The sequence below is a fragment of the Pseudohaliea rubra DSM 19751 genome (assembly GCF_000764025.1).
Classification (GTDB): Bacteria; Pseudomonadota; Gammaproteobacteria; order Pseudomonadales; family Halieaceae; genus Pseudohaliea; species Pseudohaliea rubra.
In genome coordinates, this window is the sequence record NZ_KN234798.1 from 1 (window position 1) to 13,966 (window position 13,966).

Annotated in this window: 11 protein-coding genes; 5 read left to right on the forward strand and 6 right to left on the reverse strand. The window is 68.8% G+C overall.

Annotation, left to right across the window (positions count from 1 at the left end):
- Nucleotides 1-906, reverse strand: a 906-nt coding sequence (locus HRUBRA_RS13530; RefSeq protein ID WP_035518031.1) for an aminotransferase class V-fold PLP-dependent enzyme, incomplete at its 3' end; no start/stop codon positions are given.
- A gap of 189 nt (nt 907-1,095) precedes the next feature.
- Here HRUBRA_RS13530 and HRUBRA_RS13535 point away from each other — a divergent pair.
- The 3 genes from HRUBRA_RS13535 (at nt 1,096) to HRUBRA_RS13545 (ending at nt 7,233) form a co-directional block, all read left to right on the forward strand.
- Complete coding sequence (locus tag HRUBRA_RS13535) at nt 1,096-1,563, forward strand: Dps family protein (protein WP_035518023.1); 468 nt, start codon at nt 1,096-1,098, stop codon at nt 1,561-1,563.
- A gap of 273 nt (nt 1,564-1,836) precedes the next feature.
- Nucleotides 1,837-3,996 carry an FAD-dependent oxidoreductase gene (locus HRUBRA_RS13540; protein WP_035518024.1) on the forward strand — a complete coding sequence of 720 codons (2,160 nt, stop codon included), beginning with the start codon at nt 1,837-1,839 and terminating at the stop codon, nt 3,994-3,996.
- Between the two features lie 285 nt (nt 3,997-4,281).
- Nucleotides 4,282-7,233: a diguanylate cyclase gene (locus HRUBRA_RS13545; RefSeq protein WP_236629878.1), complete on the forward strand. Its 2,952-nt coding sequence runs from the start codon at nt 4,282-4,284 to the stop codon at nt 7,231-7,233.
- A gap of 16 nt (nt 7,234-7,249) precedes the next feature.
- On the opposite strand, the gene HRUBRA_RS13550 is transcribed toward HRUBRA_RS13545, so the two are convergent.
- On the reverse strand, nt 7,250-8,266 hold the full coding sequence (locus HRUBRA_RS13550; protein ID WP_052094913.1) for a DUF6607 family protein: 1,017 nt from the start codon (nt 8,264-8,266) through the stop codon (nt 7,250-7,252).
- Between the two features lie 194 nt (nt 8,267-8,460).
- On the opposite strand from HRUBRA_RS13550, the gene HRUBRA_RS13555 reads away from it, so the two are divergent.
- Nucleotides 8,461-8,880, forward strand: a complete 420-nt coding sequence (locus HRUBRA_RS13555; RefSeq protein WP_035518026.1) for a hypothetical protein — start codon at nt 8,461-8,463, stop codon at nt 8,878-8,880.
- A 30-nt stretch (nt 8,881-8,910) separates the two neighbouring features.
- Here the strand turns inward: HRUBRA_RS13555 and HRUBRA_RS13560 are convergent, their stop codons facing one another.
- The 4 genes from HRUBRA_RS13560 to HRUBRA_RS13575 are packed head-to-tail and all read right to left on the reverse strand — an operon-like array spanning nt 8,911 to nt 13,305.
- Nucleotides 8,911-9,867: an alpha-L-glutamate ligase-like protein gene (locus tag HRUBRA_RS13560; RefSeq protein WP_035518036.1), complete on the reverse strand. Its 957-nt coding sequence runs from the start codon at nt 9,865-9,867 to the stop codon at nt 8,911-8,913.
- A complete protein-coding gene (locus HRUBRA_RS13565) occupies nt 9,864-11,381 on the reverse strand; it encodes an inactive transglutaminase family protein (protein ID WP_035518027.1) in 1,518 nt (505 codons plus the stop codon). The genes HRUBRA_RS13560 and HRUBRA_RS13565 overlap by 4 nt, the downstream gene beginning before the upstream one ends.
- Nucleotides 11,378-12,142, reverse strand: coding sequence for an ATP-dependent zinc protease family protein (locus HRUBRA_RS14800; protein WP_052094917.1), 765 nt, complete (start codon nt 12,140-12,142; stop codon nt 11,378-11,380). Before HRUBRA_RS14800 ends, HRUBRA_RS13565 begins: the two co-directional genes overlap by 4 nt.
- 56 nt (nt 12,143-12,198) lie before the next feature.
- Nucleotides 12,199-13,305 carry an NADH:flavin oxidoreductase gene (locus HRUBRA_RS13575; protein WP_035518028.1) on the reverse strand — a complete coding sequence of 369 codons (1,107 nt, stop codon included), beginning with the start codon at nt 13,303-13,305 and terminating at the stop codon, nt 12,199-12,201.
- A 152-nt stretch (nt 13,306-13,457) separates the two neighbouring features.
- Here HRUBRA_RS13575 and HRUBRA_RS13580 point away from each other — a divergent pair.
- A partial coding sequence (locus HRUBRA_RS13580; protein ID WP_035518030.1) for a deoxyribodipyrimidine photo-lyase occupies nt 13,458-13,966 on the forward strand: 509 nt, incomplete at its 3' end.

Below are 13,966 nucleotides of genomic sequence, written 5' to 3' on the forward strand. Positions count from 1 at the left end.
CAGCCGCTCCCGCCGCGGCAGCGCGCCGGCGACGCCCTGGCGCGCTGCCAGCGCGTCGAAGTAATCGAGAACGCCGGCGCAGCCGGCCACGGCGGCATGCTGCGGCCCCGCGGGATTGAAGCGCTTGTGGCTGTCCCCCTCGAGAAAATAATGGCACTGGGGCGTCGCCTGCGCCTCGGCGGCCTCCGAGAGATAGAGGATGCCCTGATGCGGGCCATAGACCTTGTAAACGCTGAACAGGTACAGATCGACGCCGAGTTCGGCAGGGCTGCACAGCTCGTGCGGCGCGTGGGCGACGGCGTCGACGGCCACCAGCGCATCGCTGCGCTCGCGGATCGCCGCAGCGATGGCCCTGACCGGGTTGGTACTGCCGAGGATGTTCGAGCTCTGGGTGAAGAAGACCCAGCGCGTCCGCGGCCCCAGCAGCGGGTAGAGGTCTTCCGGGTCGAGCTCGCCAGTGACCGGGTCCACGGGCCAGTCATGCACGGTGACGCCCCGGGCCGCCGCCGCGCGCCGCCACACGCCCTGGTTGGCCTCGTGGTCCTGCACCGCGACCACGATCTCATCACCGGCTTCCCAGGCCGGCGCGAAGGCCTGGGCCATGACGTAGCTGTTGACGGAGGTGGAGGGGCCGAAGGTGAGCCTTGCGAGGGGCACCCCCAGGGCTTCCGCCCAGCCATCCCGGGCCCGGTCCATGGCCTCCCCGGCCTCCCGGGACGGCTCGAAGGGATTGTGCGGCTGCACCCGCAACCGCCGCTGGTAATCATCGAGGATCGCCAGCACCGGCTCGGCCACGAAGGTGCCCCCGGCGTTGGCACAGAACACCCGGTCACCGGCCTCGGCCAGCGCGGGGAATTGACTGCGCACCCAGGGCAGGTCGAGGGGAGCGGCGGGGGTTTGCGACATCAGGGGGCCTCCGGCCTGGCGCGTGGGCAGAAAAGATAGCACAGGGCCTGGGCCACTCCGTGATCTGCCCAGCCGATCATGGCGATGACGATTAGCTGTTTCACCGGCCCAGGGCCCATGACTATACTGGTTTCAAGGCGGGCGGAAAGCAGCCCGGCAACAGCAACAATCCGCCAACGGGAGGACACCATGGAACAGGTTGATATCGGTATCACAGCGCAGGATCGGGAGACCATCGCCGAGGGCCTGAAGCGGCTCCTCGCCGATTCCTACACGCTCTACCTGCAGACGCACAACTTCCACTGGAACGTAACGGGCCCGCAGTTCCGCGAACTGCACCTCATGTTTGAAGAGCACTACACGGAGCTTGCCACCGCCGTCGACGAGATCGCCGAGCGCATCCGCACCCTGGGTGCGGTCGCGCCGGGCACCTACCGGCAGTTCGCCGCCCTGTCGGCCATCAAGGAAGTGGATGACGTGCCGCCGGCCGCGGAGATGGTGGGCATTCTGACCCACGGCCACGAGCAGGTGGTGAAGACCTGCCGCGACGCCCTTGCCGCCGCCCAGGGGGCGGATGACGAGTCCTCGGCGGCCCTGATCTCCGATCGCATGCGCGTGCACGAGAAGACCGCCTGGATGCTGCGCTCCATGCACTGAGTAACAGGGCTCTAAGTAACAGGGCACTGGGCTGCAGGCCGCGAGCAGCAGGGGTTGCCCTCCGGCGTTGGGCGTGGTCGCTCCCGGCGCTGCCACCACAGGGGGCCGCCACCACACGAGACCGGCACCTGCTCCGGGCGCAGGTCTCGTTGGGCACGGCTGCCTCTCGCCGCCGGTCCGGCGCCGTGCTAGTGTCCTCGGCGCAGGGGTCCGCGGCATTGCGGCGCACTCCTGCTACCGGTATACCGACCCTGCCCCCAGCAAGGACCCGCCATGCGCCGCCTCGCCCTGCTCCTCGCCATCGCCGCCGCCATCGCCGTCTTTTTCAGTCTGGACCTCGACCGCTACCTGACGCTCGCCTACGCCCGTGACAGCGTCGCGCAGTTCCAGCAGCTGCGGGAGAGCGAGCCCCTGACGCTGGTGCTGGGCTACTTTGTCGTCTACGTAACGGTAACAGCCCTGTCCCTGCCGGGCGCCGCAATCATGACCCTCGCCGGCGGCGCGCTCTTCGGCCTCGGCCAGGGCACACTCATCGTTTCCTTTGCCTCGAGCATCGGCGCCCTGCTCGCCTTCCTCGTGGCGCGCTACCTGCTTCGCGCCACCGTGCAGGACCGCTTCGGCGACAGGCTCCGGGCCATCAACGACGGGGTTCGCCGGGATGGCGCCCTCTACCTGTTCACGCTGCGGCTGGTGCCGGTCTTCCCCTTTTTCATCATCAACCTGCTGATGGCACTCACGCCGATCCGCGCGGGCACCTACTACCTCGTCAGCCAGGTCGGCATGCTGCCGGCGACGGTCGTCTATGTGAATGCCGGCACGCAGCTGGGGCAGCTCGACAGCGCCAGCGGCATTCTCTCACCGGGGCTGATCGCCTCCTTCGCCCTGCTGGGCGTGTTCCCGCTTCTGGCCCGTAAACTGTCGGAGGCGCTGAAGCGTCGCCGCGTCTACCGTCGCTGGCAGAAGCCGAAGCGCTTCGACCGCAACCTGGTGGTCATCGGCGCCGGTGCCGCCGGCCTGGTCTCGGCCTACATCGCCGCAACGGTGCGCTCGCGGGTGACCCTGGTAGAGGCCGGCGCCATGGGCGGCGATTGCCTGAACACCGGCTGCGTGCCGAGCAAGGCCCTGCTGGCCAGCGCCCGCCTCGCTGCGCGCCTGCGTGACGCCGAGCGCTACGGCATCCGCCCGGCGGCGGCGCCGACGGTGGACTTCCCGGCGGTGGTGCGGCGCGTGCAATCGGTAATCCGCGCCATCGAGCCCCACGACAGCGTGGAGCGCTACGAGGGCCTCGGCGTGGAGGTGGCCCGGGGCTACGCCCGCATCGAGGATCCCTGGACCGTGGCCATCCGCGACGCGGAGGGCGGTGAGCAGCGGCTGACCACCCGTGCCATCGTCATCGCCGCCGGCGCCGCGCCGGTGGTACCGCCCCTGCCCGGCCTCGACGCTGTGGAGTGCCTGACCAGCGAGACGCTCTGGGACGCCATGGCCGGGCGCGACGCGCCGCCGGCGCGCATCGTGGTCCTCGGCGGCGGACCGATCGGCTGCGAGCTGGCCCAGGCCTTCGCCCGCCTGGGCAGCGCGGTCACCGTCATCGAGATGCTGCCCCGGCTGCTGGGGCGCGAAGACACGGAAGCCGCCGAGGCCATCGCCCGGGCCCTCACCGAGGACGGCATCACCCTGCAAACGGGACACCGCGCCCTGCGCTGCGAGCCCGGCGCCGACGGGGCAAGCGATGCGCTGATCACCGAGTGCGACGGCGTCGAACACCGCCATGACTTCGACACGCTGCTCTGCGCCATCGGGCGACGGCCGCGGCTGGAGGGCTACGGCCTGGAGGCTCTGGGCATCGACACCCGCGGGCCCCTGGTGGCCAACGACTACCTGGAAACCCTCTACCCGAACATCCTTGCCGCCGGTGATGCCGCCGGGCCCTACCAGTTCACCCACGTGGCCTCTCACCAGGCCTGGTATGCCGCGGTGAACGCACTCTTCGGCCAGTTCAAGCGCTTCGCCGTCGATTACCGGGTGATCCCCCGGGTGACCTATACAGACCCGGAGGTGGCCAGCGTGGGCCTCACGGAAGCAGAAGCGGCCGAGCGCGGCATCGCGGTCACCGTGACCCGCTACGGCCTCGACGACCTCGACCGGGCCATCGCCGAGGGCCATGCCCGCGGCTTTGTGAAGATCCTCACCGCCCCGGGCAAAGACCGGATCCTGGGCGCCACCCTGGTCGGTGACCACGCCGGAGAACTGCTGGCAGAGATCGTGCTGGCCATGAAGCACAAGCTGGGGCTGAACAAGCTCCTGGGCACCATTCACGCCTACCCGACCTGGGCCGAGGCGAACAAGTTCGCCGCCGGGCAATGGAAGAAGGCCCATGCGCCAGAGCGGGTACTCGCCCTGCTGGAGCGCTACCACCGCTGGCGCCGGGGCTAGGCAACCCGGTCGGACCCTGGCGCGGCCGGTCCAGGCCAGCCAGGCCGCGGCGGCCGGCGATGGCAGCAAACAGACTTTCGTCGTCCCTACCGGTCGTGACTGACCGCAGAGACAGCCGGCTGCATCGCACCCCCGGAAAACCCATGTTAACCTGTGGTTAATAGCGGTCTGGGTACCGCAGGCGCATTCCCCCGCCTGCTTTTATTCTGGCGGCTGCGGTATGCGGTCCTGTAGTGCAGGGAGCGCCGCGCATAAAAACCAACAATGCATGGTTATGGCTTCATTGTGCACGGTGTTCGCCCTATTTTTGTCCTGAGCCCGCGGCTGTCGCCGCGGCACCTGCTGCTCGCGCTGCTGCTCCCTCTTTTTTTCAGCGCCACCGGTACCCAGGCGCTCAACCGCAGCCCCAGCCAATTCCTCGTCGACCACTACGGCCGCGAGCAGGGGCTGCCTTCGGAGACCGTCTGGATGGCGCGCCAGGGCCCGTCGGGCTATCTCTGGCTGGCGACGCGCCGCGGCCTGGTGCGCTTTGACGGCCTGAAGTTCACGGTCTTCAACAGCGAGACCCACCCGGCTTTCAGCAACAGCGATGTGCGGGCGATCGAGTGGACCGTCGACGGGCAGCTCTGGATCGCCACCTACGGAGGTGGCGCCCTGCGCATGAACGGCGACCGTTTCACCCCGGTGACCAGCGACGACGGCCTCGCCAGCGACACGGTCTACGACATCCACGTTGCCGCCAACAGCTCGGTCTGGTTCGCCACCGGCGACGGCGTCAGCCGCTTCCGGGACGGTGAGTTTCGTTCCTGGGACCGGGCGGACGGCCTGGCCACCAACCGCAGCGTCAGGATCGCCGAGACGGCGGAAGGCACCCTCTGGTTCGGCAGCCTGACCAACGGTCTCAGTGTTTTCGATGGTGAGGCCTTCCGGACCGTTGGCGTCGCTGAGGGGCTGGATTCACCGGAGGTGCACCTGCTGCACCGCGACCGGGAGCTTGGCGTCCTTGCCGGGACCCAGCGCGGGGGCGCGTACCGCCTCGCTGACGATGGCCACATCCACCCGCTCGCGCTCGGCGACCCGCTCCCGGTGGAGACGCTCCTGCGGGACGGTGATAATACGCTGTGGCTCGGCACCTACGGCAAAGGACTCTGGCGGCAATGGGAAGACGGCCGGCGAAGCGCCTTCCCGCTGGCGGGCACCCAGCTCATCTTCGACCTCACCGAGGATCGGGACGGCAACCTCTGGGCGTCTACCGTGAAAGGGCTGTTCCGGATCCGCAGCAGTGCCTTTCTTCCCTTCGGTAAGGCCGAGGGCGTCTCGGACAGCACCTTTGTCGTCACCGTCGACAGCGAGGGCCACGCCCTGGCCGGCGCCGAAAACGCCGGCCTTTTCAGCATCGCTCCCGATGGCAGCACGCGCGAGCCTTTCCCGATACTCAGCGGTCAGAGCGTGTCGTCGCTGCTGCTCCGGGACAATGGCGAACTCTGGGTGGGCACCTTCGGCGACGGGCTGAAACGCTTCGCCGACAGCGCCGGCGGGCAGTTCCTCGGCACCGTCGACGGTCTCGCAGGCAAGCACATACTCGCACTGGTCGAGCGCCGGGACGGTAGCATCTGGGTTGCCTCCGACGGCGGCGTGGACCGCTGGCACGATGGCGTCGTGCAGCCGGCACCGGTGCAGCAGGCCGTCGCCGATACCCTCGTCCGGCACTTCCGGGAGACAAGCGACGGCACCCTCTGGCTCGGAACCAACGACGGCCTCTTCGCCTGGAACGGACGATCAGTGCAGCACTGGTCCGGCGACGACGGGCTCGCGGGTACTATCGTCATGGCGATCCACGAGGACCCGCGGGGCATTCTCTGGATCGGCAGCCGGGACGGCGGCCTGACCCGCCGCGAGGGCGATACGCTGTTCGCCTTCGGACCCGCACAGGGGTTACCGCAGCCCTCCGTACTGGCCATTCTCGATGATGGCGCCGGCCGGCTCTGGCTGTCCGGCGGTGAGGGACTGACCTGGGTCGAGCGCGACAGCCTCGACGCGGTGGCCCGGGGCGACGCGCAGGCCGTCCGGGCGCGTCTGCTGCGCGAGAGTGACGGGCTGCGCGCGGCGCAGTTCCAGGGCGGCTTCCAGCCGGCAGGAGCCAGGGGCCCGGACGGCCGCCTCTGGCTGCCGACCAACGGCGGGGTCGTCAGCTTCGATCCGTCGGCGGTACTGGCACCGGCGCCGCAGCTGCAGAGCCATATTGAAGCCGTGCGGGTGAACGGCGAGCCGGTGCCGCTTAGGCGCCCGCTCATACTCCCGGCCGACCTGAAGAGCCTCGAGATCGACTACACCGCGCCGCAGCTCTCCAATGCCGAGAGCCTCCGCTTCCGCTACCGGGTGGGTACCGCGGGCCCCTGGCAGGATGCCGGCGGTCGGCGCACGGCATACTTTACGTCGCTGCCCGCGGGCAAACAGCGCTTCACCGTGCAGGCGGCAGCCGGTCCCGGAGCGTTCCCCGAGACCAACGGCAACAGCGCCCGGCTGGTTCTTGAGCGCCGGCCGCGGTGGTACGAAACCCCCTGGGCGCCGCTCGGCGGCGTGCTCCTGCTCTGCCTTGCCTTCGCTCTTGCCTACCGCATCTTCGCCCGGCGGGCCCGGGACCGCGAGCAGCGCCTCGAGGAACTGGTCAACCGGCGCACGCAGGAACTGCAGGCAGCCCTGGCCAAGGTGGAGGAGATCTCACGGATCGACAGCCTGACGGGCGTTGCCAACCGACGGTATTTTGAAGAACGGCTGGCGGCCACCTGGAAGATGGCAGCGCGGGCGGCCCGGCCCGTGAGCGTCATCATGCTCGATATCGATCGCTTCAAGCAGTATAACGACAACCTCGGCCACCAGGCCGGCGACGAGTGCCTGCGGCAGCTCGCCGCGTCCCTTGGCAACAGCGGGGTCCTGCGCGATAACGACCTCGTGGCGCGCTACGGCGGCGAGGAGTTCGTGATCCTGCTCTATGATGCCGACGGCGATGGCGCAGCACGTGTCGCCCGGCGGATCATCGAGCACGTGGGCGCACTGAAGCTGCGCCATCCGGAGAGCGATATTTCCCCCTATGTCACCGTAAGCCTCGGCTGTGCCACGGCGCGGGCCGGCGAGCTGGACGACCCCTATGCGCTGGTGGACCGCGCCGACCAGGCGCTCTACGACGCCAAGCGCGCCGGACGCGGCCAGCTGAAGGTCTTCGCGGACGTCAGCTGAACGCCGCGGTCCCGGGCTAGCGCCGGGCGATCGCTGTGCTGTCGACGGTATAGCGGCGCAGGGTCTGGCGGGCTTCCGCCACGGCGGCGGCGAGGGAACGCTCACCGCTGGCCAGCGCATCGGCATGGCCGAGAAAAGCCGCGTACATTTCTTCCGGTTCGCCCGCCAGCGTGAGGCCGATTTCACCCTGCTCCTGCTCCAGGCGCGTCCACAGCCCGCGCACGGCCTCCCAGTAGGCGGCGGTTTCCTGCCAGTAGTCCTCGGCCACCGCTACGGCGAACGTGTCGCTGTGCAGGTAACGGTTGACACCGACTTCGCGCACCAGCGGTGCCGCAGCACCTTCAGCACCTTCGCCGAGGCGCAACTTGGTGTTGTCCTGTTCGTGCACCCAGCCACCGGGGACGAGGGCGTGGCGGTTCACCGCGCGGATCGCATCGTAGTCCTCGCGCTTGGTCGCGTCGCGACGCGGCAGGGGCCGCAGGGAGGGCTCCGACGTCCAGGCGGCCGTGCCCTGATCATGGCGCCAGTCGCCGAGGGCCGCGTAGCGGGGGCTGTCGTCGACCTGATACACAAACTGGGCCCAGCGTCCCGCGGCTTCCTCGGGCCCCAGGTCCCGGCGGCGCCAGCGGTTGTTGCCGATGAAGTCGAGCACGTAGTCCGGCTCGTAGACCCATTTCTGGCGCCAGTGCTTGATCGGCAGGTGCCTGCCGTCGGCGCCGACCACCAGGATATGCTGCAGCTCGATCACCCGGGGCTCATCGCGGATAACGCGCACGACCTCGAAAGCGCCGGAATGGTAGGGCTCCTTCGGCGTGTAACCCGCCTCAAAGCTCACCGTCTCCCGGAAGTCGAAGGTCACCGCGTAATCGCCGGTCATGGCGAGAATCGCTGTCCTGTCCGCGGCAGGGGCTGCCGCCCCGGCGCTGCGCAGTTCGCTGCCCGCACAGCCGCCGAGCGCAAGGAAAATAACGCTCGCCAGCAGTCCCGCTGCGAGCGCCAGGGGGCGCCGCGGCCCGGTTGTCATAGCTGTCATTGGCAATCTCCTTGTCGTCGCCGCCCCGGTGCGCGGCAGCTTTTCTGAAAAGATAGTAACTATAATACGAATCATTATTGTTCAGGTTAATGGCTTTTGCAAGGCAGCGTGAAGGGGACATAACCCTGACACAGGTCATGCACCGTCGAGGCGTCCGTGGGACACTGGCGCATCGCCACGTAGAGGGAGGATCCATGGACAGCTTCGCGAAGAAATATCTCATCGGCCTGGTTGCCGTGATCATCATCGCCGCCGGCTACTGGTACCTGAACCGGGACACACGGGTGGCAGACCTCAACGCCATGCTCGCAGCTGACGCGGACCTTGCCGATTACCCCTACCCTTTCCGGGTGCAGAGCCTGTCGAACGGCATCGCCATCATGGGCAGCCCGCGGACGGCGGAGGTCCCGGTCATGCAGTTTCTGCGCACGGCGTTTCCGGCGCTGCGCAAGACGGCCGTGGACGACCCCGCAATGATGGCGGCCCAGGACAGGCTGGTGGACAAGCAATCGCGGGCGGCGGAGCTGGTCACCAGCGAGGCTGATGTCCAGGCCGTGCGCTGGGAACTGGATGAGCGCTGGTACAACGAACAGGGCGTCTTCCTGAACCGCTGACGCTGCGAAGATCCTCGCAGCTATTGACCGTCAACGTCCGTCGGCGAAGGCCTCCATGGCCCAGGCCACGCGCTCGGCGGGCCCGGGCCGGCGCCGGTCAGCCAGGGCTTCCACGCGGCGCAGCCGGGGCAACAGCCCGCAACCGTTAGCGATCTGGATAGCCAGGCCGGGGCGGGCATTCAGCTCGAGAAGCATCGGGCCCTGCTGCCGGTCCAGCACCAGGTCGACGCCGAGATAGCCAAGACCGGTCATCTCGTGGCAGCGCGCCGCCAGCACCAGCAGCTCCCGCCAGCCCGGAACCTTGATGGCGTTCAGGGGACGGCCTGTATCCGGGTGCAGCGTCAGCGGCTGACCGAACTGCACGGCGCGCAGGCAGCGGCCACTGTCCAGCGCCAGGCCGACCCCCACGGCACCCTGGTGCAGATTCGCCTTGCCGTCGGAGTCGTGCGTGGAGAGACGCACCATGGCCATGACCGGGTAACCCTGAAACACCACCACCCGGATATCGGGGACGCCCTCGAAAGAATAGCCGCTGAAACAGTCATCGGCGCTGATCAGGTCTTCCACCAGCACGGCGTCGGGGTTGCCACCCAGCGAGTAGAGCCCCGCGAGCGTGTTCGACAGGTGGCGCTGCAGATCGGCGAGGCCGACACGGCCACCGGAGGCCTTCAGCCACTCCTCCCCGTCGCGGCGCAGGATCACCCAGATGCCCTTGCCCCCGGAGCCCTTGGCGGGCTTCATGGCAAAGCCTTCGAGTGCTGCCAGGCGACTCCCCGCACGGCGCACCTGGTGCTGGGCGCGGAGCACCAGACGCAGCGCCGGTGTCGGCACGCCGTAGTCTTCGGCCAGGAGCTTGGTACGCAGCTTATCGTCTACCAGGGGGTAGCGGGAGCGCTCGTTGTAGCGCTGGATAAAGGCAAGATTGCGCGCGTTCATGCCCAGCATGCCATAGCGCTCCAGGCGCTGCGGCGAGACCCAGCGCCTCACCGCCACTCGTCCTCAATGGCATGGAAGCGGCGCAGCTCCGACAGCTTATAGCCGGTGTACTGCCCCATGGCAAGAATCGCCGCCAGCAGCACCAGGTTCAGCTCCGGGAAGTTGAAGGTGAGGTGCTGCACCAGCGGCCAGCGCATGAGCGCGAAGGCGGCCACGGCGACCACCAGGCTGCCGGTACCCTGGACCAGGACCTCGCGCACGCCTTCCTCCTCCCAGAGGATGCTCATGCGCTCAATGGTCCAGGCGATGATGATCATGGGGAAGAAGGTAATCACCATGCCGGTGCTGTAGCCGAGCTGATAACCGACAATGCTCAGCGCAGAAATAATGAAGATCACCAGCACGATGAGCGTCGCGATGCGGGCGACCAGCAGCAGGTTCAGCCGCGACAGATAGCCACGCATGAGCAGGCCCAGGGCCACCACGGAAATAAAGCTCGCCAGCCCCGGCAACAGCGAGGTCTGCAGGAAGGCGAGGGCGATGAGGATGGGCATGAAGGTGCCCGCCGTGCGCACGCCCACGATCACTCGCATGAACACCACGACCATGGCGCCGAGGGGCAGGAGCAGGAGCATCCGGAACATGCCCTGCTCCTCGATGGGCAGACTGTGCAGACCCACTTTATAGAAGGCGCTGCCGCCGGCCGCGGCCCGGGCCAGGGTCTCCGCCGGCACGGACTGGCGCAGCATGGAGAAGGTGACCCGGGACTGACGGGCACCACTGACGTCGATGAGCGAGCGGCCCTTGCGGTGCCACAGGAGCAGGTCCTCCGGGACACCGGCGGTGCCGGTCTGCGGGTCAATGAGCGCCCACTCGCCGGCTGCGAAGACCTCGACCATGGGCAGCAGATCCTGGCGCCGGCGCGCATCCTCGAGCTGCAGCGCGAGCACCTGCCGGGCCGGAACACCGGCATCGTTGAGCAGCTTGTTAAGCAGGGCGGCGCGGGATTCAGCCTGGCCCAGGAGCAGGGCAGCGTTCTGGTCGCCCTGGGGGGCCGCGATGAGCTTGACCAGCTCCCGGGCGAGGCTTAGCGGGTCACTGCTTGTCTCCTGCGCCCGCGCCAGCAGTTCCGCCGCTGCGGTGCCCTGGACCTCGCTCCAGAACACGGACTCGGGACGCGGCAGTTCCGGCGGTGGCGCCGCCGGAGCGCGGGGCCGCGGCAGGAACTGTGCCGAGTAATAAAGCGACTGGGGGCCGGCTGCCTCCCGCCGGGTCCACTCGGCCCGCCGCTCGCCACCATTTTCCACGATCGAAAAGCCGTAGCCCGGGGAGGCAGCCTGCTCCTGGGTCACGGTGAACTGCGGCAACTCCTCGGGCACCGACAGGCTCACAGTCACCGCTTCGCCGAGGGCAACGAGATCCACCCGGGCCTCCACCTGCCAGACCGAGCGCTCCTGGCCCGGCAGGAAGGGCGTACCTGTCTCCAGGAAGCGGAGTACGGCGATCAGTACGCCGGAGGCGGCGAGGAGCGCCACCGTCGTAAAAAAGGTGGCACGGGGGTTCACGGCCGGGTCGAGCCGGGTCCGCGATAGGGCGCGATATTGGACTGGCCCACGTCGACGATCATCAGATCCTTGAGGATGTTGCGCCCGACGAGCATCTGGAAATCGAGGTGGCTGCGGTCACTGAGGGTGAACTCGGCCAGTTGCCGCACGTGCCCGAGCACAATACCGAGCTCGATGACCACCCGGCGCTCGGCCTCCTGCGAGGACGACTGGAGAATGCGTACCACGCGCGCCACGGGCCGTTCCAGGGCCAGCGGCTCGCCGCTGGCCGGGTGAACGAGGTCGAAGCGGACCCATTGGTCGCCGTCGCGCTCGAACTCGCGGATGTTGCGTGCGTCCAGGGACGCCGTCTCGGCACCGGTGTCGATGCGCGCCGGCAGAGCCAGCTGCAGGTCCTCGATCCAGACCTCTTCCCGGCGCCCGATCAGGAGCTTCTCTCCCGGCACGGCCTCGCCCTCGTCGCAGGCCGGTGCCGGCAGCGGCGCCGGCTGCTCCCGGGCCAGACGCTCCTCGAGGCCGGTGAGGCCTGCACGCAGCGCGGCCAGGTCATCGCCCCAGGCGGCGCAGGACTCGCGCAGGGCATCGCGGGCGCCGCGCACCGCCGCCAGCTCTCCGACACAGGCCTCGGCCCGGGCGCGCTCGTCGGCGCAGCTGTCCTCGGCGGGTGCCGGTGTATCGACGGCAACCGGCGCCAGCAGTTCACAGCCGCCGAGGGCCAGAGACGTGGCCAGCAGTAGCGCCAGGCGGGCGCATCGACCCATGATGTGTTCTCCGCTGCGCAAATGCACCTGCAATGATACCCGCCAGCCCGCGACGGCTACAGCGTGGCCAGCATCTCCTTGAGAAAGGGCTGCAGCTCGGTCGCTTCCCCCGCGGCAATGCGATTCGCCCAGTCCGGGTTGGCGATCATCGCCCGCCCCACGGCGACGAGGTCGAACTCCTCGGCTGCCAGCCGCGCCAGCAGGTCGTCGAGATCGGCCGTAGCCGCCTCGCGGAAGGTCTGCTCGCCGGACGCGGGGATGAAATCGGCATCCAGGCCGACGCTGCCCACAGTGATCGCCGGCTTGCCCGTGATCTTGCGCGTCCAGCCCGCCAGGTTCAGCTCGCTGCCGGCGAACTCAGGCTCCCAGAAGCGCCGCTGGGAGCAGTGGAAGATATCCACCCCGGCGTCCGCCAGCGGCAGCAGGAAGCGCTCCAGCTCTGCCGGCGTTTCCGCCAGCCGCGCGCTGTAGTCCTGCTGCTTCCACTGGGACCAGCGCAGGAGCACCGGGAAGGTCGGGCCGACTGCGGCGCGCACGGCCTGGATGATCTCGAGGGCAAAGCGCAGGCGTTTTTCCAGGGAGCCGCCATACTCATCGTCGCGCTGGTTGGTGCCGGCCCAGAAGAACTGGTCGATGAGGTAGCCGTGGGCGCCGTGCAGTTCCACCGCGTCGAAGCCGTAGGCCTTCGCCGCGGCGGCCCCCTCGGCAAACGCCGCGACCACCGCGTCGATATCCTGCTGGGTCATGACGTGCCGGTTGACCTTGCCGGGCACGTTCATGCCCGACGGCGTGTGCCCCGGCACCGGCCCCTCGGGCATGACCCCGGCGCGGCGCATGCCGCCGCAGTGCCAGAGCTGCGGCGCAATCTTCGCACCGGCTTCGTGCACTGCCTCGGCCACACGGGCCCAGGCAGCGAGCCGCTCCTCGCCGTAAAAATACGGCACATCCGGGTAGCCGTTGGCCGCCGGGTGGTTGATGCAGGTACCCTCGGTAATGATAAGCCCCGCACCGCCGGCCGCGCGCCGCCGGTAGTAGTCGACGACGTTGTCTCCGGGGCTGTTGCCCCGAGACTGGTTGCGGGTCATGGGAGCCATGACCACGCGGTTGCGTAGCGACAGCTGGCCGTGGCGGAACGGACGAAAAAGGGCGTTCATTGCGGGCATACGCGGGCCTTGGGATGACTCATGAAAAGACGGCTGGGGCCAGATACTGAGCGGACGCCGAAGGATACGTCATGGCCCGAAAAAAGGCCAAGGGCGCCGATCCGTCGCGGCGCCCCCTGCGTAGCCCACCCACAGCCCCTTGGGAGCGCCTGATGCGCCGACTCTACTGGTTCCAGAACGATCTTCGCCTCGCTGACAACCCGGGGCTCACCGCTGCCGCCGAGGGCGACCAGCTACTCCTGCTGTATCTGCGGCCGCGGCAGCGCCCCTGGTGCCACCAGCACAGCCTCGGGCCGCAGCGGGAACGCTTCCTCGTGGAGTGTGTGCGCGCCCTGCGCGAGGAGCTCGCAGCCTTCGGCCAGGAGCTGCTCGTGCTGGACGGGTCACCGGAGCTGGTCATTCCCCAGCTGGTCGAGCAGCTGCGCATTGACCGGGTGGACATGACGCGAACCCCCGGCGCCTATGAAGACGCGGCGGTCGCGAGGCTCCAGCGCACCCTCCCCATCCCCGTGCAGGTGCACCAGGCGAACACCCTCTTCGCCGAGCGCTCGCTGCCCTTCCCCCTGGCTGCGCTGCCGCCGCAGTTCACGCCCTTCCGCCGGGCCGTCGAGGCCGTGGCGCCGCTGGCACCGCTGCCGGTGCCGGCGACCCTGCCGCCCCC

Excerpts from the sequence above, each read along its gene's own strand:
- HRUBRA_RS13555 (WP_035518026.1), top strand. The coding sequence starts at position 8,461 with ATGGACAGCTTCGCGAAGAAATATCTCATCGGCCTGGTTGCCGTGATC.
- HRUBRA_RS13535 (WP_035518023.1), top strand. The coding sequence starts at position 1,096 with ATGGAACAGGTTGATATCGGTATCACAGCGCAGGATCGGGAGACCATC.
- HRUBRA_RS13550 (WP_052094913.1), bottom strand. The coding sequence starts at position 8,266 with ATGACAGCTATGACAACCGGGCCGCGGCGCCCCCTGGCGCTCGCAGCG.
- HRUBRA_RS13540 (WP_035518024.1), top strand. The coding sequence starts at position 1,837 with ATGCGCCGCCTCGCCCTGCTCCTCGCCATCGCCGCCGCCATCGCCGTC.
- HRUBRA_RS14800 (WP_052094917.1), bottom strand. The coding sequence starts at position 12,142 with ATGGGTCGATGCGCCCGCCTGGCGCTACTGCTGGCCACGTCTCTGGCC.
- HRUBRA_RS13575 (WP_035518028.1), bottom strand. The coding sequence starts at position 13,305 with ATGCCCGCAATGAACGCCCTTTTTCGTCCGTTCCGCCACGGCCAGCTG.